Below are 20,705 nucleotides of genomic sequence, written 5' to 3'. Positions count from 1 at the left end.
GATGCTGCCATTTTCGCAAAATCGTCCCGAAAGGGCGCGAAGTGGTGGAAAGAGGACCATCGGGTTTCGGCAGCCACCGCAGTAAGGAAGACTGTTGCGTCAACACTACACTGTGGCGATAATGACGTATGATACGCCTTGCCATGTCGCTATTCTCCTTTGCCTGCCTGCTGCCAGCCAGTGCCGCTTTAGGTTGCAGTCCAGCAAATCTGGAGCCTTCGAAATCTGAAATCCGCGCGTTGGCTCAAAAAGCGTATGAGTCAGCGTCGATCATCGCCGACGTTGAAGTAATAGCGTCGGGGGATGATGCCGGTAACGGTGCAGTTCTACGGTCGTTAAAAGTGTGGAAGGGTGTCCATAAAAATTTGTTCGTCATGCAAACCGAAACCACGTGCGATATAGGGCTGTGGCAGAAGGGGAATCGCTTACGAATAGTTTTGGACGGCGGATCTATGTTCTTTTCGGCAAGCCAAAGCAAGAACGGGCTTTTGCTCGATGACCGCGCTGAATTTGAGCATGAATTAGATAAACTCATTGGCAGAGCGCGCCCAAGACACTTCCGTCAGCCCAACACTATGTATGACCGCTAGCGGGCGCTGAGCTTTCGCTCATTAGTGGCAATCCTGGGGCGGACGCTGCCATTCTCGCAAAATCGTCCCGGAAGGGCGCGAAGGAGTGGAAACCGGACATCAGTTTAAGCGGAATAGACGCCGAAGCCGCGCCCTCCAAGACGGTTGATCGACTACGCTATACTCCACGCCTCCGAGGCGGGCGGACGGTTGACCCGCAAATAAGATGCTCAGCATATCTTTGCTCAGGCCGTCAGGAATTGCCACAATTGCCGAAGCAGAATCTTGACGCTGTCCGTCGATGAACACTTCAACGGTTCTCGCAGTGGCCCATACAACAACGTGATCCGATGCCCATTCGATGTCACCGACACCAGACTCTCCGACATCGCTTGATGCCTTCAAGGCGACAGTCGATTCAACCGGAATCATGAACTCTTCAGCCCATGGTTCAAGCCAGACGAGGAGTTCATCCGGTCCGGGGTTGGAAAGGCTCCAGTCACAATTAGCAATCATCATTGGTACAGCATTTCAGAAGACCTGCATGTCCGCAACGGGGCGGCACTGGAATGCCGCATATTAACGGCTTCAGGATGGCAAACCGCCATTTCGGTGTTAGCGTAGGCCTCGATGACCGGGGCGAAAAGCTGAGCATGCTATTACTTGTTGTTTTGTTGGCTGGGGGCGCTCCGGTACCGTCACGCAATCCTGACGATGATTGTTATACGGTTTGGAGCGCGACTGGGAGTGCGCACCCCATCAATGCCGTGTGTCCAGTTCGTCAAAAACGCTTCGAGGACACCATCCGTAGAATGACTGAGAACGGGAAGCGCGCGGGCACTGCCTGTGCGGGCGGCATGGCATCCCTTCGAAACGGCGGAAACGTTGATCGGCTTGAAGACTATGAATGCCCTGGTGTCGGTAGGCCTAGCTCGGATAAAGAGCGCAAATAGGCGAGATATTCAGCGCCAACGACTGCTTCGGCCGGTCCTGCTGATCTGCCCCCACCGAGTGGACCGTTTGGTTTGTTAGTGGATTAAGCCCATCGCCGCCATATCCGGTCGGAGGTGGAGCGGAGCGGAACCGGAGGCCGGATATGGCGGTGTCGCCGTTTCCGGTGCCGGTGGTCGGTATCCCAGACTGCTATGCGGGCGGACGGTGTTGTAATGCCGCCGCCAAGCTTCGATCAGCACCTTGGCTTCGGCGAGGCTGTAGAAGATCTCGCCGTTGAGCAGTTCGTCGCGAAGCGACCCGTTGAAGCTTTCGTTATAGCCATTCTCCCATGGTGATCCCGGCGTGATGTAGAGCGTCTTCACGCCGATCTGCCCCAGCCATTGCTGGACGGCGGTCGCGATAAATTCGCTGCCATTATCGGACCGTATATGTGCCGGAGGGCCGCGCGAGATGAACAGGTCGGCTAAGGCCGCCAGAACATCCTCATGCCTGAGCCGACGCGCCACGACGAGCGCCAGGCACTCCCGGCTGGCCTCATCGATGATGGTCAGGATGCGGAACTTGCGGCCATCATGCGTGCGCCCTTCGACGAAGTCGTAGGCCCATACATGTCCCGGATATTCCGGCCGCAGGCGGATGCAGGATCCGTCATTGAGCCATAGACGCCCGCGCTTTGGCTGGCGCTGCGGGACTTTCAGTCCTTCACGCCGCCATATCCGCTCGACACGTTTATGGTTCACCGTCCACCCTGCATGGCACAGCAACGCCGTGACCCGGCGGTAGCCGTAACGACCATATTGCTTCGCCAATGCAATGATGTCCTCGGTCAGTGCCTGTTCGTCATCCGCCCCGCGCGGCATCTTGCGCTGCGTCGATCGATGCTGACCCAGCACCCGGCATATCCGTCGCTCGGATACCGGAAACTCTCGTCGCACATGATCAATGCAGCGTCGCCGCCGCGCGGGGCTTAGAAGTTTCCCTTTGCCGCCTCCTGCAGGATCAGCTTGTCCAGCGTCAGGTCCGAGATCGCACGGCGAAGCCGCTGGTTCTCCTTCTCCAGATCCTTCATCCGCCGCGCCTGATCGGTCTTCAGGCCGCCATACTCCTTGCGCCACCGATAATAGGTCTGCTCGCTGACCGCGATCCGCCGGCATGCCTCGGCAGTCGAGGCTCCCTGCGCTAGCACAATCTCAACTTCACGCAGCTTGCCGATGATCTCTTCCGGCTTGTGCTTCTTGCTCGGCATTCAATGCCCCTTTCATGGTCCAGACTATCATAGTCTCTGGGCCACTCAGCGGGGGGCAGATCAAAAGTTGGGAGCAGGGCCCCGGTGGGGAATCCTCGTACCCACTATGTGGCGGACTAAAAGTCTATGCCCGATTCTAGACAGAGGCAGCCCCAGACGAACATACGGATATGCGGTAGCCAACCCGCGCATAAGAGTATGCCAACCGTCGTCGAAAGCCCTGCTCCCTACTCTGCACATGAGCTTCACAAATTGGATTTCGTCATCTCGGGCGGAAAGGACATCATCATGCCGAAGGCTCTTGAAAACGAACATAAGAGTGGATTGATTCCAACACTTGGTGCCCGCGCCGTACAGCGGCTATAATTTCGTCCGGATCCGCCTTCCAGATGAAGGGGCGGGGATCCTCGTTATGCTCCTTTATAAAGCGGTTGATGGCGGCCTGGAGATCTACGACGGAATGAAAGACGCCGTTTTTCAGCCGGCGCCGTGTGAGCTTGGCGAAAAAGCCCTCGACGGCATTGAGCCATGAGCACGACGTCGGGATGAAGTGGAAGGTCCAACGCGGATGCCTGGCCAACCAGGCGCGGACCTTCGGCTGCTTGTGGGTCGCATAATTGTCGAGGATGACGTGGATGGCCTTGTCAGCGGGCATCTGGGCTTCGATCGTGTTCAGGAACCGGATGAACTCCTGATGCCGGTGCCGTTGCATGTTGCGGCCGATCACGGAACCATCCAGGACATTGAGCGCGGCGAACAGGGTCGTGGTCCCGTTGCGCTTGTAGTCATGCGTCATGGTCGCGCCGCGACCGCGCTTCAGCGGCAAGCCCGGTTGGGTCCGGTCGAGCGCCTGGATCTGGCTCTTTTCATCGACTGACAGCACGATCGCGTGCGCAGGCGGTGAGACGTAAAGCCCGACGACATCGTGAAGCTTCTCGGCAAAAGCCTTGTCGTTGGACAGCTTGAAGCTGCGCCAACGATGGGGCGCCAGACCGTGGTCGTGCCAGATTTTCACGACCGATGACGCCGCGATACCAACGGCTTTAGCCATCGCGCGCACCGTCCAATGGGTAGCCTCGTGGCTGGGCGTCTCCAGCGTCAGCTTCACGACCTTGTCAACCAAAGCAGCCTCGAGAGGCGCAATCCCCGGTGGGCGGGTCTTGTCGCGCAGTAACCCATCCACGCCTTCGGCCATGAACCTTTCCTGCCAGCGCCATACGCACGTCTTGGATTTGCCCGTCGCCATCATGATCGCCTGGGTGCCCAGGCCCCGAGCCGTCAGGAGAATGATCCGCGCCCGCCAAACATGCTTCTGCGGCGAACCCCGCGCCGCAACAATCGCCTCAAGCCGCTTCGTGTCCGGTGCAGTGACCTCGATCTCAATACCCGTTCGCATGCCGCATCGTCGCACGGCACCGAAAGAATGGGAATCCCTCAAGCGGACTCATTCGTTCCGATCAATCCACTAGGTCTTTAGCAATGGCCGAGGTGAACACATGCGCCTGGTTCCAGTATTGCTCGCATTGTCCCTAACAACCCCAGTATCCGCCGCAAATTCCTGGCCGTCTTACGCCTTAATTGGCGCGCCCGTCCCGGACACTGCGCGGATCCTCGAAAAGATCCCGGATTGCGCAAAGCCGGAAGACGTTCCACCAACGCTGCCAACGATGCTCGGCCGCGTCGTGTAGCATATGGCACCGCTGGCATAGCGCAGCGAGGTTTGCCGGATGGTTGTTGCCGGGATCGTGGTCCAGGTGAGCACAGGCCAGCACGACATAGGTGCTCTGCACGTCCAACAGCCCTGCACCGCGCACTGCGGTGACCTTGCCGCAATCCGACCGCCAGCGGCGAGCATCTCCATCCCACAAACGGCCATCGCCGAGGTGCAGCACCTTGCGCATGTGAGGCCGCTTGGCCTCAACTCAAGATTTGTTCGCCAGACACCGCTAAGCCAGACATATGAAGAACATCGGCTAAGCACAATACTGTTCACCTAATAATACGGATTGCCATGGCGAGGTTGACTGCGGTGGGCGAGGGATCGCCTCGTCGACGGAGCGGGAAGGAGCTCATCTTTCGTTTGACGCCGCGTGGATTGCGCCGTCCGCGACGCGGCGGAAGGCGTTCGTCGAGGATTTCGGCCAGCATGGCGTCATGCGCTGCCTGACGTCACCGGGCGGTACAAGTCAACGGATGCTTTCGGTCCGTCACGAGCCTTCACCAATCTCGCCCGGTCAATCGTCGCGACCCGTGCGGCAATCGGCTTTCTGCCTGGCTTGGCGAGCCCTTGCTCACCACACAGGCGCCCAATTTTTCGGACCAACTGCCCCACGGTGGATTTGGGCCGCTACCGCCGCGCAAAAGCGCTTGTTTTTCAATCTGCGCCGCATCAAGAACTCGTTGAAAGCCTATGACGATACCGACCTGACTCCAGAGCAGGTCCAGAAAGTTTCGACCGAGCTTGGTGTCTCGGGTAAAGAGGTGATCAGCATGAACCGGCGCATGATGCTGGGCGGCGACGCCTCGCTCAATGTGATGGTCGGTGAAAGCGGTGAGGACCAGTGGCAGGACCTTTTGGCGGACGACCAGCCCCTCCCGGATGAGCTGATCGCCAGCGCGCAGAAACGAAAATTCCGGCGAGATATGTTGTTTGAGGCACTCGACAGACTGAGCGAACGCGAGCGCGACATATTGGTCCACAGGCGACTGGTCGATGAGCCGAAAACGCTCGAGGACCTGAGCCTGGTTTACAATGTCAGTCGCGAGCGTATCCGGCAGATCGAGGTGCGTGCACTTGAAAAGGTAAACCTCGCCGTACTTCAAAAGGCAGGCGAACGCCTGCCGGCAAAGTCACGGGCCGGCGTCTGATCTTCAGAGCGCTTGGGCATCGCCAAGTATGTGCGGCGATAGGTCGGCGCAGCTCGGTAGACAAAGCGGCCGGTCTGCAGTGCCCTAAAACTACGGCCAGCCTCGCAGACACCGCGTGCTTTCGACCGAGACCGTTGCGGTTTCGATCTTCCAGGGACGCAGGGTTGTTGATTGCCACTGAGGTCGTTGTGGCGCAGGCCGGCATCCCGGAACGCCGGCAACTTTCTGGCGTTCTCATCCTGATCGTCGCGCGGCAGCTTGCGTATCAGCTATTCAAAGGACAGTCCGTCATGTGAGTGCAGGACATCCACAATCAGCAATTTCGTAGCAAATTTTATGGATCGAACTCGTCGGGTATGGCGTTTTACCGAGGCCAAAAAAGCCAAGCTCGACGAGGAGATCATTAGCAATGCAACGGATCGAAGACGGAGTTTCGCCGCTTTACACTCTCACGGGTGAGGAACTTGCCCGACTCTCGCAAGGGGTGGCATTGGGGCTGCTGAGCGCTCCATTGTCGACGACCCCGCAGTCCAGCACGCAAATTCTCGTGCGCTTCCATTCAGCTGCCGAAGCCGAGCGCGTGAAGGTTTACATCGCATGAGGATCTAGCCGGTTTCAGCACCATCGCCCCGCAGCCTGGGGGCCAAATAATATGGAAAGCACCATTCCGTCGCAGGCCCCGCCGGCGAACAAGCACCTATCGCTGACTGCGAGGATCCCGCCAGCAAACCAGTTCGGCATCGAAACCGCACTCGGGACAGAACCGACGTGACCTACGGCGTGATCGCCTGTAAAAATGTGGTCCGGGTAGGAAAAGCATATGTTCTTCCGCGCACTAACGGCAGACCTGCGCTATCGCCGAGCGCCGGTCGCCGGCCCGCGACTTGTTGCGTCTCATGACCGGGGTCGCCAGTGCCCACGGGATGGTGAGTGTGATCGAGAGCTTCCTATTTACCGATCGTGCGATGGTCACCGTTCACCATGCAGCAGTTTAGCATCACCGCAGCCGGAGGTAGTTGCGCCCCTATCCTTCGTCATGCCGACCGTGTTCAGCGTCAGGCGGCAGCCGGGACGCTGATTTGAACTACTTAAGTCGGAGCTTCCGCCTTGCTCGTTGCTGCAGTCGTGGACAGGGCCGACCCATCCCACATCCAAAAGAACGCGAGTTCGTCTGAATCGTCACCAAATCGCTCGGCTCATCAGGCGGACGCTGGACCAGCTCAACACCGGGAAAGCCCGGCGAACTGACCGCAGCGCCGCACTATGGCATTCTCAAATCGGAAGAAGGTCCATTAAATTATGCGGTCAAGCGGCCAGAACCATCCTTCTCGCGCGCCCACGCCTGCATCTGGTCCTTCACCGCAAGCTTCAACTTCTTAAGCCGGGCGATCTGAACTTCGTCCGGCAGCCGCTGCTTGCGCTCTTTACGGATTTGATCTTCCAGACGTGCATGTTCGCGCGATAGATAACTCATATTTCTGTCGGTCATGATTTTCTCCTTTCTCGTTCGATCGCAGGACAGGATTAAAACGGCGAACCTTTGCGCTATGGAACTCAAGGCCTCGCGCGCCGGTCCGGAGGCGGGCTCTCGGCAATTTTCTGCGACACCCCGCGAGCGCTATCGGCTCGTAGGCCCTCCCAGGTCTCGAGCACGGGTGCGGATCGGCTCAGGCGGCCTGCTTGAAATTGGGGAGGGGCTCGATGATGGCGGGGATGGCGCTCTCTTTCATGGTGCCCAATTCCCGGCTCTCGATGCGAACCTCGGTGCCGCAGAAATTTGTTGGGCAGCATCCAATCACTGATCCCGATTGCGCAATTGGCGAACGTGCCGTCGTTGCCACGCCTATCGGGACCGCCCGCACGGCTCCTCGTTGACAGTGCTGAGGCTGATGATGTCACCCGAGGTGTTTCCTCGGCTTTGATACGGCGAACACGCGCACGGTCGTGCAAATGGCGGAAATGCATGGGCAAAGCCTCCGGTTGCAAAATAGTCGTTAGCAGCCTTTCGGTCCAGTGAGCGTCAGGCTCTCAGCGAACTGGGAGGCGATATTTGTACGTTCAAGAGGCGTCTCAAAAAATTAGCGCTCGGGGCGTTGGCGCCGCAAACTGCATCTTGACGGGGCTTCCCGCCGTACCAAAATTGGCCGTCGCGGAAGGTGATCTCCGCACGAAAAGACAGTGGCGACAGGATGAAAGGAGCATGGCCATGTCGCAAACATTTGCCCGTTTTCTTCACCCGTTTGAGGTCGCGCACCACCCCAAACTTGAGCCCGAAGTCGAGCGCGCCATTCTGGCGTCGTGGGCTTTTGAGCGCCCGTCGGTCCGAAGCAAACCGGCCTCGCTCAAACCCCGCGGCGTCAGACGCGCGGTTCCTACCGATCAGGTGCTCCCCGCAACGCGTGCGCCAGACGATCGCGATGCCGGCCAATTCCGTCTGCATTAAGCTACTGCAGCGTTCTTGTCCGGCAAAGATATTTTCGGCGTGACCATGGCACGATCGCGCAAATCCATTTCCTGCACGGTGATGTGCGATCGCCGCTGCAACCTTCCGGCTGCCGAAAATAAGCCATCGTGCCTCGTTTTTCGGTGGATCGGCGGCACGAGATCGCGCTTCTCTTCATCCCGGGCGGGCCCTCTCGCGGCAAGCTGTATATCCGCCCGACGAATAGTAATGCGATTGGTAGGATTGTCTCAATGTTATGAAAAACGGAATATCGAAACTTTTGCGACTCCGGCGAAACAAGGCGTTGCGCGTCACCTTACGTTTTGACGACATCATGGAATTCGCTATCGCACTGCTAAGCGTGAGCCCCGCCGAGCTTTCGGCTCTTGGCTGGACCTTTGCCGACCGCAAGCGGTTTCTCGACCAGTTCCTGGCATCGGGCCGCGCAGCGCAGGATGTCGATCCCGAGCACCTTCGGCAGATGCCGATCGAGATTGCCGTGCTGAGCAGGGATATCGATTGTCTTCAGCGCTTCGCCTTGCGCGAGTTGCCGAAAGCGGCGAGCAGCGCGGCCATGATCGACCGTGTCCTTCTCGCGCTCGACCATGCGACGCGGATCCAACACGCAAGCAAGCAGCGAAAGCACGATCACGCCTAAGGGCAGTGTCAACGGCGGCGCAAAAGTCGGCCACGGGGCGGAGTAAAAGCAGGCCAGTGTGGCGCACGCCCGGGGGAGTGGCGTGAGGGCGTAGCCCGAGGGCCACTCCCCCGGGCGTTGGCTCGATTTTCAAGGGTTGGTTTTTGACTTGCGGGCGCGGCTATGGGCGAGACGGTAGCTCTCGCCATTCATCTCCAGGATGCTGACGTGATGGGTCAACCGGTCGAGGAGCGCGCCGGTGAGACGTTCGGATCCGAAGGTCTCGGTCCATTCGTCAAAGGGCAGATTGCTGGTGATGAAAGTCGAGCCGCGTTCATAGCGCTGTGAGATCAGCTCGAACAGCAATTCGGCCCCGGTCTTGGAGAGCGGCACGAAGCCCAGTTCGTCGATGATCAGCAGCTTGTATCCAGCCATCTGCTTCTGGAAGCGCAGGAGGCGTCGCTCGTCGCGGGCTTCCATCATCTCGCTGACCAACGCGGCGGCGGTGGTGAAGCCGACGGACAGCCCTTTCTGGCATGCCGCCAGCCCCAGTCCGAGGGCCACATGTGTTTTGCCCGTGCCCGATGGCCCCAGAGCGATGGCGTTCTCGCGGCGCTCGATCCATTCGCAGCGCGCCATCTCGAGCACCTGCATCTTGTTGAGTCGGGGGATGGCGGTGAAGTCGAAGCTGTCGAGGCTTTTGACCGCGGGGAAGCGTGCGGTCTTGATGCGCCGCTCCACCATGCGACGCTCCCTGTCGATCATCTCCATCTCGATGAGCCGGGCGAGGAAGCGGATATGGTCGAGGCCTTCGGCCGCGCATTGCCGGGCCAGTTTCTGATGCTCACGAAGGCAGGTGGGCAGCTTGAGCGACTTGAGATGGTGGGCGAGCAGGATCTCGGGGGCCTGACCGCTCATGCGGCCTTCTGCCCATCGGAGAGCAAGCTCATGTAGGCTCTGGCAAAGGTCTTCTCGACTTTGGTGCGTGGGAGGAAGGGATAGACGTCCAGGTCCAGCCTGGGCGGCACGCGTTCGACCCGGCACAGGACGAGATGCTTGACGGCATCGAAGCCGACGGCGCCCAGGTCGATAGCCTGCTCCACCGCCGCCTGGAGATCGGCGATATCGAAGCTCTCCAGCAAGCGCAGCACCTGCACATACTCGCGCTTGCCATGCTTGTGCATGCGCGCTTCCATCAGGCGTTGCAGTGTCGCGAACGCCTCGGGCAGTTCCCATCCCTGCAGCGGCGCCGCCTGGTCCAGCGCATTGATCTTCTGTTCGATCAGCGGGAGATAATGAAGCGGATCGAAGATGACCTCGTCCCGCCGCCAGCAACGGGGATGCCGGGCGATGACCTCGCTGCGGCAGCCGATCACCACCTCATCGACATAACCCCGGACCCAGACTTCCTGATGCCCCCAGGCCACCGGCACCGAATAGTCGTTGGTCTTGTAACGCACCAGGGACTGTGACGAGACACGTCCGCTGGTCTGGTCACAAGCCTCGAAGGGGGAGGCTGGCAGCGGCTGCATCGCGGCAAGATCGCGCTGAAGTCGCTCGCCGATCGTCTCACTCTCCCCCCGCAGCTTGTCGTTCTGGCGTTTGCGGCACTGCTCCTCGAGCCACATGTTGAACGCCTCCCAGGTCGGGAACTGCGGGATCGGCACCATGAAGTTACGCCGGCAATAGCCCACCAGCCCTTCCACATTGCCCTTCTCGTTCCCCTTGCCCGGGCGTGCGTAGCGATCGCGGATCACGTAATGCGACAGGAAAGCGCTGAACAGCGATGCGCGCTGCCTCGTGCCGTCGGGCAGGATCTTCGCCACCAGGCAGCGATCGTTATCGTAGACGATCGAGCGGGGCACCCCGCCGAAAAAGGCGAAGGCATGGACGTGACCGTCGACCCAGGCTTCGGCCACCGCCGCCGGGTAAGCACGGACATAGCACCCGTCACTGTGCGGCAGATCGAGCACGAAGAAGTGCGCCTTCTGCGTGACCCCGCCGATCTCCACCAGCGCTTCCCCAAAATCAGCCTGCGCATCGCCCGCCGGGTGGGCCAGCGGCACGAACATCTCCCGGCTACGCTGCTCGCGCTCCCGGACGTAATCCTTGATGATCGTATAGCCGCCGGTGAACCCATGCTCCTGGCGCAGGCGATCGAATACCCGCTTCGCCGTATGGCGCTGCTTGCGTGGAACGCCCCCGTCCCCGTCGAGCCAGCCATCGATGATCGCTACAAACCCGTCCAGCTTCGGACGGCAAGGCGCTGCCTGGCGCCGGTAACCAGGCGGCGATGAAAACGACAGCATCTTGCGCACCGTGTCGCGCGACACATTGAAACGCTTCGCCGCGCTGCGCTGGCTCAGCCCTTCCGCGCAAGCCAGACGTACCTTCAGATAGAGTTCCACGCTGAAAATCCCCAGTCCTCCCTGCCAAGCAGAAAGGCTTCAAGGTGGACGACTTTTACGCCGCCCGCAGCGGACCTATCCCGCCGCTACCGTGGCCGACTATTCCACCGCCGTTCTCAGGGCAGGTTTCAACGCCCCTTTCAAACCAGTATGTAAGGAGCCAGACTCATGCGCTATCTCCTGTATCGAGATGATGACCAAAGCTGCCCGGTTGCCCAAAGCGGCGATTACGAAAACGAATTCAAGGCGATCGAATGGGCTCGCGAATGGGCGATGACTCAAGGCGATCACGACCGCTTTCAACACGTCGACGGAGCGTGCCCCATGCTATTGTTCCGGACGATAGCGGGGCAATGGTACGTGATGCCCCTTATGCAAGAGGCCGCGCCAGCCGATTGAAGAGGGCTGTCGCCGGGAGCGCCCCGTCCACAGGCCTATCAGAGCGTTGAGCATCTGGGCCGCCTGGACGCGGTGTTCGGCGAGGACTTCGCCATGGGGCACTAACAAGTATCCGGCGGGGAAAGCCGCCGAGTTCTGCCTGGCGCGGCCCCCGCGCTCGCGCCAGCGTCGTAGCGGTGCTCGCGCCATGGCAACCGGATCTCCCCATTGACGGCGCGCCACTCGGTCGGACGTATAAGTTGATCGAGGTGGGCACCTCGACCAGGCGCCAGATCACGGGATCGCTGTCTTTGAGCTCGATGCGCATCGTTGCGATCTGCATGAACCTTTCAATGGCCGTGGGCCTCTGTGCCAATTGGATGGCCATGCCGCCAGAAATAGCTCTTCGGGCCTCGCTTGCCGCTTCAAAGCCAGCAGCTCGCCGAGACTGTTGATGCCAGGCGTCGCGATGTGCGCGAAGATATCCGCTACCACGAGGTCGCTATGGGAGGCTCGACAAAGCGTGCTATGCAGCCTGAATCAGCGCTGATCGATCCGGGGCCGAGTCCCGTGGTACGGCGTCCATATGGGGGAACCTGTGTGGATTCCGGCGCTCCGATTCATCGACTGTCTCGCCAGAAATGGTGGCGCAGTTTCCTGAGCCCTCTTCCATGTGCGCGTAGCCGCGTTTCTCATTTGGCCTCGCTCGCGGAATGTTCTTCCCGGCAGGCCGGGCATCGGCGTCGATACGAGCATGTGGCTTGCCCAGCGTTGCAGAACCAAGGGGTCTTGAGCGCGGCGCGGATGCGGTGGATCAGTCGCTGTATCATGTCCTCTTCCGTCAGTGACAAAATCGAACAACGACGTAAAAGCCATGAATGCTGCGTTACTGAGAGGATGGGGTGAGCCATTTTTACGGTAAATTGGCTTGCGTGGGAGGCAAGGAGACAGGATCGAACTCGCCTTCCGCCAAGGTGGGTGAGAGCAGATCATTCCACGGTGCTGCGGGTGCCCATCAGGACAAATCACGCATTCGGGCAAGATTGTGAGGCCGCCGGCCCAGGATAGGTATGGGCGAACGTGCCTGTCAGTTGCCTTGAGCGAAGCTGTTTTGTAAACGCAACGAGGCGATAAGTCATGCGTTTACGACACCAGTTGGCCGTGGGGTATCAGTGAAGCTACCTTCGACTCAAGATCTGCTGGACGTCTTCCCTGGACAGTCCGGCATGGCTCAGCGGATGCGATCTTTCGATTGGTCGCAGACGCCGCTGGGTGATCCACGAGGATGGGCCGAAGGCCTCAAAATCCCGCTGCGGATGCTCCTCACGTCCCGGTTCGAGATGTGGCTGGGCTGGGGCGACGACCTGCTGTTTTTCTACAATGACGCGTATGCTCCCACGCTAGGGCTCAAGCATCCATCAGCGCTGGCGAGACCATTTCGAGAAGTCTGGTCGGAAGTTTACGCCGATGTCGCTGACCAGGTTGCAACAGTTCGTGCAGGGGAGGCTACCTGGAATAAAGCCCTCTTGCTGCTGCTCGAGAGAAGCGGCCGGCCTGAAGAAACGTACCACAGCTTCTCTTATAGCCCTCTGTACGAGGCCAATGGCGAGGTCGGCGGGCTGCTCTGCGTGGTAACCGAAGAAACCGAGCGGGTGATTGGGGAGCGCCGGCTCGAAACGCTGCGTTCGCTTGGCATGGGGTTGGTGGGTGTTACGAACGACGCAGCGGTTCGCCGCGCAGTCTGCACAACATTTGAAAACAATCGTCGAGATTTTCCGTTCGCCATGTTTCAGCTTAAAGACGAGGAAAGCTTTTCAGCGTGTACCGAAGATGTGGCTCCTCTGGCTGAGAGTGGTTGGGCTAATCGCCTCAAGGAAGAAAATGCTGGCGCGTCGCTGAGCCATATCAATTTGGATTCAGGTGCTACCTGGCCGACGGGAGCCTGGCAAACTTCCCCCAGAAAGGCGATCCTGGTTCAGGTGCCTGGCCACGCCGGAAATACTCCCTTCGGCCACCTCATCCTGGGCCTTAATCCTTATCAAGGCAATGACCAGCACATCGCCGATTATGCGCAGCTCATAGCCGGGCAGATCAGCGGCGCGCTCGCAAATATCGCATCTCTCGACGCCGAGCGGCGGCGAGCCGATCGCATATGGTCTCATACGCGCGATCTCATCGTCGTTGTCGATGAGGCGGGAAAGTTTCGCGCGGTCAGCCCGTCGTGGACACGTATTTTCGGCCATCAAACGGAGGATGTGGTCGGGCGATATTTCGCCGACTTCATCGATCCGGAAGATCTTGAATCGAGCACGAGGGCACTGGCTGAGGCCCTCAGCGAGGGCGACCTCATTGGTTATGAAAACCGTTTTCTGACCCAGGCCGGTGAGCCGCGTTGGATTTCATGGCATACCGCGATGGAGGACGGGCTGGTGTATGCCTATGGCCGCGACATCACCGAGCAAAAGCAGGCCGCCGATGCACTGGCGACCGCGGAGGATGCGCTGCGCCAGTCGCAAAAGATGGAGGCCGTCGGCCAGTTGACCGGCGGCATTGCACATGATTTCAATAATCTCTTGCAAGGCATCACCGGTTCGCTCGATATCATGAAAAGCCGGCTTTCTGAGGGCCGCACGGAAGACCTCAGCCGATGGCTCGCCGGAGCGGCAGGCTCCGCAGAAAAGGCCGCTGCGTTGACGCATCGCTTGCTGGCATTCGCGCGCAGGCAGCCCCTCGACCCCCGTCCCGTCCGGGCCAATCCACTGATTGCTTCCATGGAAGATATGCTTCGCCGAACCTTGGGGGAGAGCGTGCACCTCGAATGCTTGCATGCCAGCGACCTGTGGGAGACACTGTGCGATCCCAACCAATTGGAAAGCGCCGTTCTGAACCTCGTCATCAACGCGCGCGACGCGATGCCGGACGGAGGAACGCTCACCATTGAGACAAGCAACGCCCAGCTTAACGAGCTGCATGTCTCCCAGCAGCAAGACGTGGAGCCTAGCCAATACGTCTGTCTCACCGTGACCGACACCGGCACTGGTATGGACAAGGATACCATTCAGAGAGCGTTCGAGCCGTTTTTCACAACGAAGCCGCTTGGCCAGGGTACCGGTCTCGGCCTTTCGATGATCTACGGTTTCGCGCGGCAATCGGACGGTCATGTCCAGATTGATTCCAAGGTGGGCCACGGTACGAGTATCAAGCTTTATTTGCCTCGGCATCAGGCTGCGGGTTCCTCAGAGTCGCCCGCTCTCGAACCGCCGCAAGCCAGCAAAGCTGGAGATGGGGAGGTCGTACTTCTTGTCGAAGATGAGCCGGTGGTCCGCGGGCTGATTATGGAAGTGCTCTCTGACCAGGGCTACAATGCAATCGAGGCAGACGATGGGCCCACCGGCCTCAGTATTCTGCAGTCTCAGAAAAGAATTGATCTTTTGGTGACGGACATCGGCCTGCCGGGCCTTAACGGGAGGCAGATCGCTGATGCAGCGCGGAAATCTCGACCCGACCTAAAAGTCCTATTTATGACGGGCTATGCCGAGAACGCGGCCATGGCTTCTGGATTTTTGGGGGATGGGATGGAGATGATAACCAAACCTTTCGCTATGGATGCGCTTGCTACTCGCGTTCGCGAAATAATATCGGGTGGAACCGCAGATTGATCCTTTGGGCGAATTGACAAGGACGTGGCGCCATCCTGGCATGCTGGCAGTCTAGGCTCGGTTATCTACGGCAAGCTTGATAATTTAACGGAACTCGTCCGACCCGGGTGCCGGCGACCGCCTTTCACTCGCCCGGTAATGGGCTAGCCTGGCCTACCGAGCGTAAGCGGTCAAAATCCCCCACATTTTCAGAAGCTCTGAGGTTGGTAGTTTTGTCGCATTGAACGGCGAGGTTACCAGTGAGTGATGAAACTGATTTCGAAACATGTTTCGAAACGAGCGCCCCGGGTCAGGTACAGCGGCTTGACGTGATCGAAAGTGCGCGGGGCAAGCGGCACTGGACGCCCGAGGCGCGGGCGCAGATCATCGCGGAAAGCCTGGAGCCGGGTGCCAATGTGTCAGCGGTGGCGCGCCGCCACGGGCTGTTTCCCCAGCAGTTGTACACATGGCGGCGCGGATTGCGGGAGCGCGCGGAGGCGATGACCTTTGTGCCGGCAATGGTCGAGCGTGGGAAGGTCGACGAGCTGTCCAGCGCGGCAGTGCCACCAGTCAGCGGACAGATCGTCGTCGAGGCAAGCGGGCTGTTGATCCGCATCCCGCCCGACGTGAGCGCGGATCACATCGAGCGGGTATTGTTGGCCGCGCGGGTGAGCGCGTGATTATCCCGCCCGGCCCCCTGAAGGTACTGGTCGCAACGCAGCCCGTGGACTTCAGGAAAGGAATGGTGGGCCTTGCCTCGCTGGTCGAGCGCGAACTCAGGCTCGATCCCTTCTCAGGTATGCTGTTTATCTTCCGAGCGCGCAGGGCGGACCGGATCAAACTCCTGGTCTGGGACGGCACCGGGCTGGTGCTGGTGACGAAGCGCTTGCACGATGGGAAGTTCCGTTGGCCACGCCCGGGAGACGGGGTGATGAAGCTGTCAGCGGCGCAAGCCTCGGCGTTGATCGAGGGGTTGGACTGGTCGCGCGTGCACGTGCCGCGCGTGCCCAAACCGCTTCATGCGCAGTAGGGCGCATGCCTGATTCTGCTTGGCGCAAGGCTGTTCCTCGCGAGGCAAAATCCCCTAGAATGCAGGTGTGGCGGCGCATCCAGAACTCCCCGCAGCGACCGGCGCAGAAGCCGGATACGATGAGCTTCCCGACGACGTCGAGCAGCTCAAGGCGATGTTGCTGGCTGAGCGCGCCCGCGCAGCGCGGCTCGAGCATATCCTCAAGCTGATCAACCGCACGACCTTCGGCAAGCGTTCGGAGAAGCTTCCTGCCGATCAGCTCGCACTGGCGCTGGAAGACCAGGCCGTGGCCCTTGGCGAAGCCCAGGGCCTGCAGGATAAGACAGACGAAGAAACCGAGCGTCATGGCCTCGTGCTTCGCAAACGCGCGGCCCGCCGATACACAGCGCGCATCGCTGCCGGCGCATCTGCCGCGCTTCGAGGTGGTGATCGAACCCGACAGCCTGGAATGCGCCTGTGGCGGCGCGCTGCACAAGATCGGCGAGGACCGTGCGGAACGGCTCGACATCATCCCGGCGCAGCACCGCGTCGTGGTGACGATCCGGCCGCGCTATGCATGCCGGTGCTGTACCGATGGCGTACACCAGGCCCCGGCACCGGCGCGCGTGGTGCCGGGCGGCTTGCCGACCGAAGCGCTGATCGCCGATGTTCTCATCAACAAATACTGCGACCACCTTCCGCTTTACCGCCAGTCGAAGATCTTCGCGCGGCAGGGCATCGAGATCAGCCGCGCCACGCTGGCCAACTGGGTCGGCCGGGGCATTGCGGCGCTGCTGCCGATCGTCGACCGGATGCGCGTGGATGCACTTGCACGATCACGGCTGTTCGTCGACGAAACCACCGTCAAGGTGCTGGCACCGGGGACCGGCAAGGCCAAAACCGGCTACATGTGGGTCATCGTCTGTGACGACCGGGCCCATGGCGGTGCCGATCCGCCGCTGGCGCTCTACACCTATATGCCCGGCCGCGGGGCCATGTGGGCCAGACAGCTGCTGGGAGCCTACCAAGGCATCCTGCAGGTCGATGCCTGGCAAGCCTACGACCAGTTTGGCAAGGACGACCGCGCCAATGCTGGCGTCTGGAAATCCTACTGTTGGGCGCACCTGCGACGTAAGTTTGTCGACGCGGGCAGTGATGCTCCGATCGCGCAGGATGCGTTGCAGCGCATCGCCAGGATCTACGGCATCGAAAAGGACATCCGTGGTCGCCCGCCCGAGGAGCGCCTTGCTGTACGGCAGGAGCGAAGCCGTCCGCTGATCGATAGCCTCCATGCTTGGTTCACTGCCATCAGCCCCCGCATCATGGCTGGCTCCGCGACAAGCGACGCGATGAAATATGCGCTGAAACGTTGGGCGGGCTTCAGCCGGTTCCTCGACGACGGACGGATCGAGCTCGACAACAACGCCGCCGAACGTGCCATCCGGCCAGTGACTCTGCAGAGAAAAAATGCGTTGTTCGCCGGTCACCAACTCGGCGCCGAAAATTGGGCGGCCATCGCCTCGCTGGTCGAAACCTGCAAGATGCTGGACCTCGAGCCCTACGCCTACCTCTCCGATGTACTCGCCCGAATCATCAGCCGCTCCGACACCGATCCGATCGACGATCTGCTCCCATACAACTGGGTCAATACAAACGCCGGCCAAACCATGTTCGAAATGAGCAACATCGTCACCGCTGCTTGATCACCGAAAAGACATCGGCAAACCTGACGGGGTGGCTCCACCACGTGGGAGATTTTTACCGCTTACTACCGAGCGCTGTAGGGATAGCTGCAAATAGAGCGTTTTCCACAGCGCCTGAATCGCGAAAGATTCCCTCCGCGTGAAAATTCTGATTCAGAATCCTTGCTGGGTATGGAGGCCGGCATGGATGGCCAGAGCATTGTCGCAGGATTTGCGTGATCGTGTTGTTGCCGCAGTCGAAGGAGGCCTGAGCTGCCGGGCAGCGGCGGCGCGTTTCGGGGTTGGCGTAGCGACGGCGATCCGCTGGCGGCAAATCGCGCTGGCGCATGGACGAGCCGTTGCCGGCAAGCCTGGTGGCGATCAGCGATCATCGAAGACCGACGCACATGCCGATCTCATCATGACCATGCTCGAGGAGAACGGGGACATTACCCTCGAAGAGATCCGCTCGGGTCTTGCCGCGCGCGGTGTCCACGTTGGGATCGGTACGCTGTGGCGCTTCTTCGACCGGCACAGGATCACGCGCAAAAAAAGTCGGGTCATGCGATCGAGCAAGATCGTCCGGACGTCCTGAAGCAACGACGGGCGTGGTTCGACTACCAACTGGATCTGGAGCCCGAGCGCCTGATCTTCATCGACGAGACGTGGACCGCGACCAACATGGCCCGCAGCCATGGCCGCTGCCTCAGGGGAGAGCGCCTGCGGATGGGCTTCCCGCATGGTCATCGCAAGACGACCACGTTCGTCGCGGGGCTGCGCATGACCGGGATGATCGCCCCGATGGTGCTGGACGGGCCGATCAACGGCGACTGGTTCGAAGCCTACGTCGCCCAGGTACTCGTGCCAGAGCTCAAGCCAGGCGACGTGGTCATCATGGACAATCTCTCGAGCCACAAGCGCGTGGCCGTCCGCGACAGAATTGAGGCCGCCGGGGCAGCGTTGCGCTTCCTCCCGCCCTACAGCCCCGACTTCAACCCGATCGAAAAGGCCTTCTCACGCCTCAAGGCCATGCTGCGCAAAGCATCCGAACGCACCGTCTCAGGCCTGTGGGATCTCATCGGCAAACTCGTCGATATCTTCCAGCCCGACGAGTGCGCCAATTACTTTAGCTCCTGCGGCTACGATCCAGCGTGATCGGAAAACGCTCTAGCCGTTGCGGACGCCTTGGCGCCGGTCCGATCTCCAGATCCGATCGGCAGCAGCAGGCGCTTGACGAGTACTGTCGGCTCGTCTTCAGGCGCTCTCACTTTCAGCCCCGAACCTTGCTGGGCCAGCCCGCCGATTACCCAAACCGGCTCGACCGGCCGATGCTTTTTTTGCTTTCGCATCGGGCCATCATCGATAAGAGGGCGAGCAGTCATCTCGGGTATTCAGGCAGGAGTCTCGCCAGTGGAGGAATTCTCGCGCATTGCGAGCGGAATCAGCGGACTGGATCAGATCCTAGAGGGGGGGCTCATCAAGGGGGCCTCGTACATCGTTCAGGGTCGGCCCGGAGCCGGCAAAACTATCCTGTCCAATCAAGTCGCGTTCCATCACGTCGCCAACGGCGGGCGGGTACTTTTCGTGACCTTGCTTTCCGAAAGCCACGACCGCCTTTTTCAAGCCCTTGGTACGTTCGATTTCTTCGACGCCCAGCAGCTGGGCGAGGATATCTCGTATGTCAGCGTCTTCCAGACGATGCGGCAGGAAGGGTTGGACGCCGTCGTCAAGCTGCTTCGCCACGAAACCAAGCGGCGCCAGGCGACATTGCTGGTTTTCGACGGACTTCTGAACGCCCGCGACCGCGCCGACACCGACTTCGACGTGAAGACGTTTGTTGCCGAAGTGCAGGGGCAAGCCGCGTTCGTCGGTTGCACCGTCATGTTCCTGACAAGCGCGAGTCTCGAAGAGACCAGCCCCGAACACACGATGGTCGATGGCGTTATCGAACTCAGCGATATGCTAGCGGGTGTCCGAACAGTCCGTCAGATCCAGGTGAGGAAGTCCCGCGGCAGCAGGGCAATTGGCGGGTTGCACAAGTTTGAAATCGACCGGCGCGGGGTAACCATATATCCGCGCCTAGAGGCACTTTATGGCGGCGTGGCCCTCGAAGATGAGATTTCGAGTGCGCGCCTGAGTTGCGGCGTCGACGATCTGGATGCCTTGATGGGTGGCGGCCTGCCGCAGGGTTCGGTCACGCTGATAGCGGGACCGACCGGCAGCGGGAAAACCACACTCGGTCTTCACTTTCTAAGCCGGGCACGCGCCGACGAACCAGCATTGCATTTTGGTTTTTTCGAGAACGAGAAGCGCCTCAGACTGAAGGCTCGAAGCCTCGGCATTGGGATGCCTGCAGAAGGCTCCGACTTTTTTGCGGTTCGATCTCATCCGATGGCAGAAAACCTGCTCGATCGGTTGGCCCACGATCTCATCAACGAGGTGCGCGAACGCAAAATCTCCAGGCTCTTCATCGATGGGCTGGGCGGCTTTGAGAGAGCAAGTGTCCACCGCGACAGGCTGAACGAGTTTTTCGCTACGCTGATGAACCATCTTCGCGCATTGGGCGTTACGACTTTAGCAAGCTGGGAAACCCGCGAGATTATTGGTTCGAACGTATATGCGCCCGCCGGGGAGATATCGGCGGTTTTGGACAACCTGATTTTGCTGCGGCAATTTGAAGAAAATGATGACCTTCTGCGCTCAATTTCCATTCAGAAAATGCGAGAGAGCGCTTTCGATACGGCTTCCCGTCGGTTCGTCTTCACCTCCGCTGGCCTTCATATTGGCGAGCGTTCCAAACCTTCAGCCGCGATTCCCTCGCCCCTCTCTCCTGCTGCGGACTAATCCGTCATGATAGCGTCGCGGAGAGGGGC

General features: G+C 60.0%; 19 protein-coding genes and 1 pseudogene. 13 read left to right on the top strand and 7 right to left on the bottom strand.

Translation table 11 applies throughout. From position 1 onward, the window contains the following. Positions 1-128: 128 nt before the first annotated feature. On the top strand, positions 129-590 hold the full coding sequence (locus TQ38_RS26165) for a hypothetical protein (RefSeq protein ID WP_162792402.1): 462 nt from the start codon (positions 129-131) through the stop codon (positions 588-590). Positions 591-689: 99 nt separating this feature from the next. Here the strand turns inward: TQ38_RS26165 and TQ38_RS26160 are convergent, their stop codons facing one another. The 4 genes from TQ38_RS26160 to TQ38_RS26145 form a co-directional block, all read right to left on the bottom strand. Continuing rightward, positions 690-1,088, bottom strand: a complete 399-nt coding sequence (locus TQ38_RS26160; protein WP_113942090.1) for a hypothetical protein — start codon at positions 1,086-1,088, stop codon at positions 690-692. Positions 1,089-1,597: 509 nt separating this feature from the next. Continuing rightward, a protein-coding gene (locus tag TQ38_RS26155; protein WP_113942089.1) for an IS3 family transposase occupies positions 1,598-2,769 on the bottom strand; the annotation gives its coding sequence in 2 pieces (ribosomal slippage) (positions 1,598-2,505 and positions 2,505-2,769; 1,173 coding nt in all). A gap of 286 nt (positions 2,770-3,055) precedes the next feature. Further along, entirely contained in the window at positions 3,056-4,165 is a 1,110-nt protein-coding gene (locus TQ38_RS26150) for an IS630 family transposase (RefSeq protein ID WP_043980655.1), read from the bottom strand. Positions 4,166-4,343: 178 nt separating this feature from the next. Beyond that, on the bottom strand, positions 4,344-4,670 hold the full coding sequence (locus TQ38_RS26145; RefSeq protein ID WP_205316207.1) for a hypothetical protein: 327 nt from the start codon (positions 4,668-4,670) through the stop codon (positions 4,344-4,346). A 466-nt stretch (positions 4,671-5,136) separates the two neighbouring features. On the opposite strand from TQ38_RS26145, the gene TQ38_RS26140 reads away from it, so the two are divergent. From TQ38_RS26140 to TQ38_RS26135, 3 genes are all read left to right on the top strand, one after another. Next, the gene (locus TQ38_RS26140; RefSeq protein WP_370059848.1) at positions 5,137-5,637 is read left to right on the top strand and encodes a sigma factor-like helix-turn-helix DNA-binding protein; all 501 of its coding nucleotides are present in this window, start codon (positions 5,137-5,139) and stop codon (positions 5,635-5,637) included. 164 nt (positions 5,638-5,801) lie between these two features. After that, a complete protein-coding gene (locus tag TQ38_RS31355; RefSeq protein WP_255418011.1) occupies positions 5,802-5,933 on the top strand; it encodes a hypothetical protein in 132 nt (43 codons plus the stop codon). A 113-nt stretch (positions 5,934-6,046) separates the two neighbouring features. Further along, a complete protein-coding gene (locus TQ38_RS26135) occupies positions 6,047-6,238 on the top strand; it encodes a hypothetical protein (protein ID WP_043980654.1) in 192 nt (63 codons plus the stop codon). 696 nt (positions 6,239-6,934) lie between these two features. On the opposite strand, the gene TQ38_RS26130 is transcribed toward TQ38_RS26135, so the two are convergent. Further along, positions 6,935-7,126 (bottom strand): YdcH family protein, encoded by a 192-nt coding sequence (locus tag TQ38_RS26130; RefSeq protein ID WP_043980653.1) that lies wholly within the window; start codon positions 7,124-7,126, stop codon positions 6,935-6,937. Positions 7,127-7,843: 717 nt separating this feature from the next. On the opposite strand from TQ38_RS26130, the gene TQ38_RS26125 reads away from it, so the two are divergent. Together TQ38_RS26125 and TQ38_RS26120 are read left to right on the top strand one after the other, a co-directional pair. After that, on the top strand, positions 7,844-8,080 hold the full coding sequence (locus TQ38_RS26125; protein ID WP_043980660.1) for a hypothetical protein: 237 nt from the start codon (positions 7,844-7,846) through the stop codon (positions 8,078-8,080). 334 nt (positions 8,081-8,414) lie between these two features. Beyond that, positions 8,415-8,738: a hypothetical protein gene (locus tag TQ38_RS26120; protein ID WP_240198220.1), complete on the top strand. Its 324-nt coding sequence runs from the start codon at positions 8,415-8,417 to the stop codon at positions 8,736-8,738. A 129-nt stretch (positions 8,739-8,867) separates the two neighbouring features. Here the strand turns inward: TQ38_RS26120 and istB are convergent, their stop codons facing one another. Both istB and istA read right to left on the bottom strand, forming a co-directional pair. Beyond that, positions 8,868-9,635, bottom strand: coding sequence for an IS21-like element ISSsp5 family helper ATPase IstB (istB, locus tag TQ38_RS26115; protein ID WP_043981190.1), 768 nt, complete (start codon positions 9,633-9,635; stop codon positions 8,868-8,870). Continuing rightward, the gene (istA, locus tag TQ38_RS26110; RefSeq protein ID WP_113942088.1) at positions 9,632-11,125 is read right to left on the bottom strand and encodes an IS21 family transposase; all 1,494 of its coding nucleotides are present in this window, start codon (positions 11,123-11,125) and stop codon (positions 9,632-9,634) included. The genes istB and istA overlap by 4 nt, the downstream gene beginning before the upstream one ends. Before the next feature lie 168 nt (positions 11,126-11,293). On the opposite strand from istA, the gene TQ38_RS26105 reads away from it, so the two are divergent. The 7 genes and pseudogenes from TQ38_RS26105 to TQ38_RS26070 all read left to right on the top strand — a co-directional run bounded on the left by TQ38_RS26105 (position 11,294) and on the right by TQ38_RS26070 (position 20,676). Continuing rightward, a complete protein-coding gene (locus TQ38_RS26105; RefSeq protein ID WP_043980663.1) occupies positions 11,294-11,524 on the top strand; it encodes a hypothetical protein in 231 nt (76 codons plus the stop codon). 1,151 nt (positions 11,525-12,675) lie between these two features. After that, positions 12,676-15,162 (top strand): PAS domain-containing protein, encoded by a 2,487-nt coding sequence (locus TQ38_RS26095; RefSeq protein WP_240198219.1) that lies wholly within the window; start codon positions 12,676-12,678, stop codon positions 15,160-15,162. A gap of 239 nt (positions 15,163-15,401) precedes the next feature. Further along, positions 15,402-15,821, top strand: coding sequence for a transposase (locus TQ38_RS31550; RefSeq protein WP_043980664.1), 420 nt, complete (start codon positions 15,402-15,404; stop codon positions 15,819-15,821). Beyond that, entirely contained in the window at positions 15,818-16,171 is a 354-nt protein-coding gene (tnpB, locus tag TQ38_RS31125) for an IS66 family insertion sequence element accessory protein TnpB (RefSeq protein WP_011608149.1), read from the top strand. The genes TQ38_RS31550 and tnpB overlap by 4 nt, the downstream gene beginning before the upstream one ends. Before the next feature lie 154 nt (positions 16,172-16,325). Then, positions 16,326-17,853 (top strand): annotated as a pseudogene (locus TQ38_RS26080) (IS66 family transposase). A 187-nt stretch (positions 17,854-18,040) separates the two neighbouring features. Next, positions 18,041-18,987, top strand: a protein-coding gene (locus TQ38_RS26075; protein WP_113942086.1) for an IS630 family transposase whose coding sequence is annotated in 2 segments (ribosomal slippage) — positions 18,041-18,380 and positions 18,380-18,987 — 948 coding nt in all. Because the reading frame shifts where the segments join, the coding sequence is not laid out codon by codon here. Positions 18,988-19,242: 255 nt separating this feature from the next. Then, positions 19,243-20,676 (top strand): ATPase domain-containing protein, encoded by a 1,434-nt coding sequence (locus TQ38_RS26070; protein WP_043979055.1) that lies wholly within the window; start codon positions 19,243-19,245, stop codon positions 20,674-20,676. The last annotated feature ends 29 nt before the right edge of the window (positions 20,677-20,705 follow it).

The sequence above is a fragment of the Novosphingobium sp. P6W genome (assembly GCF_000876675.2).
In the GTDB taxonomy this organism is placed as follows: domain Bacteria; phylum Pseudomonadota; class Alphaproteobacteria; order Sphingomonadales; family Sphingomonadaceae; genus Novosphingobium.
This window is presented reverse-complemented; position numbering and strand designations above follow the sequence as displayed.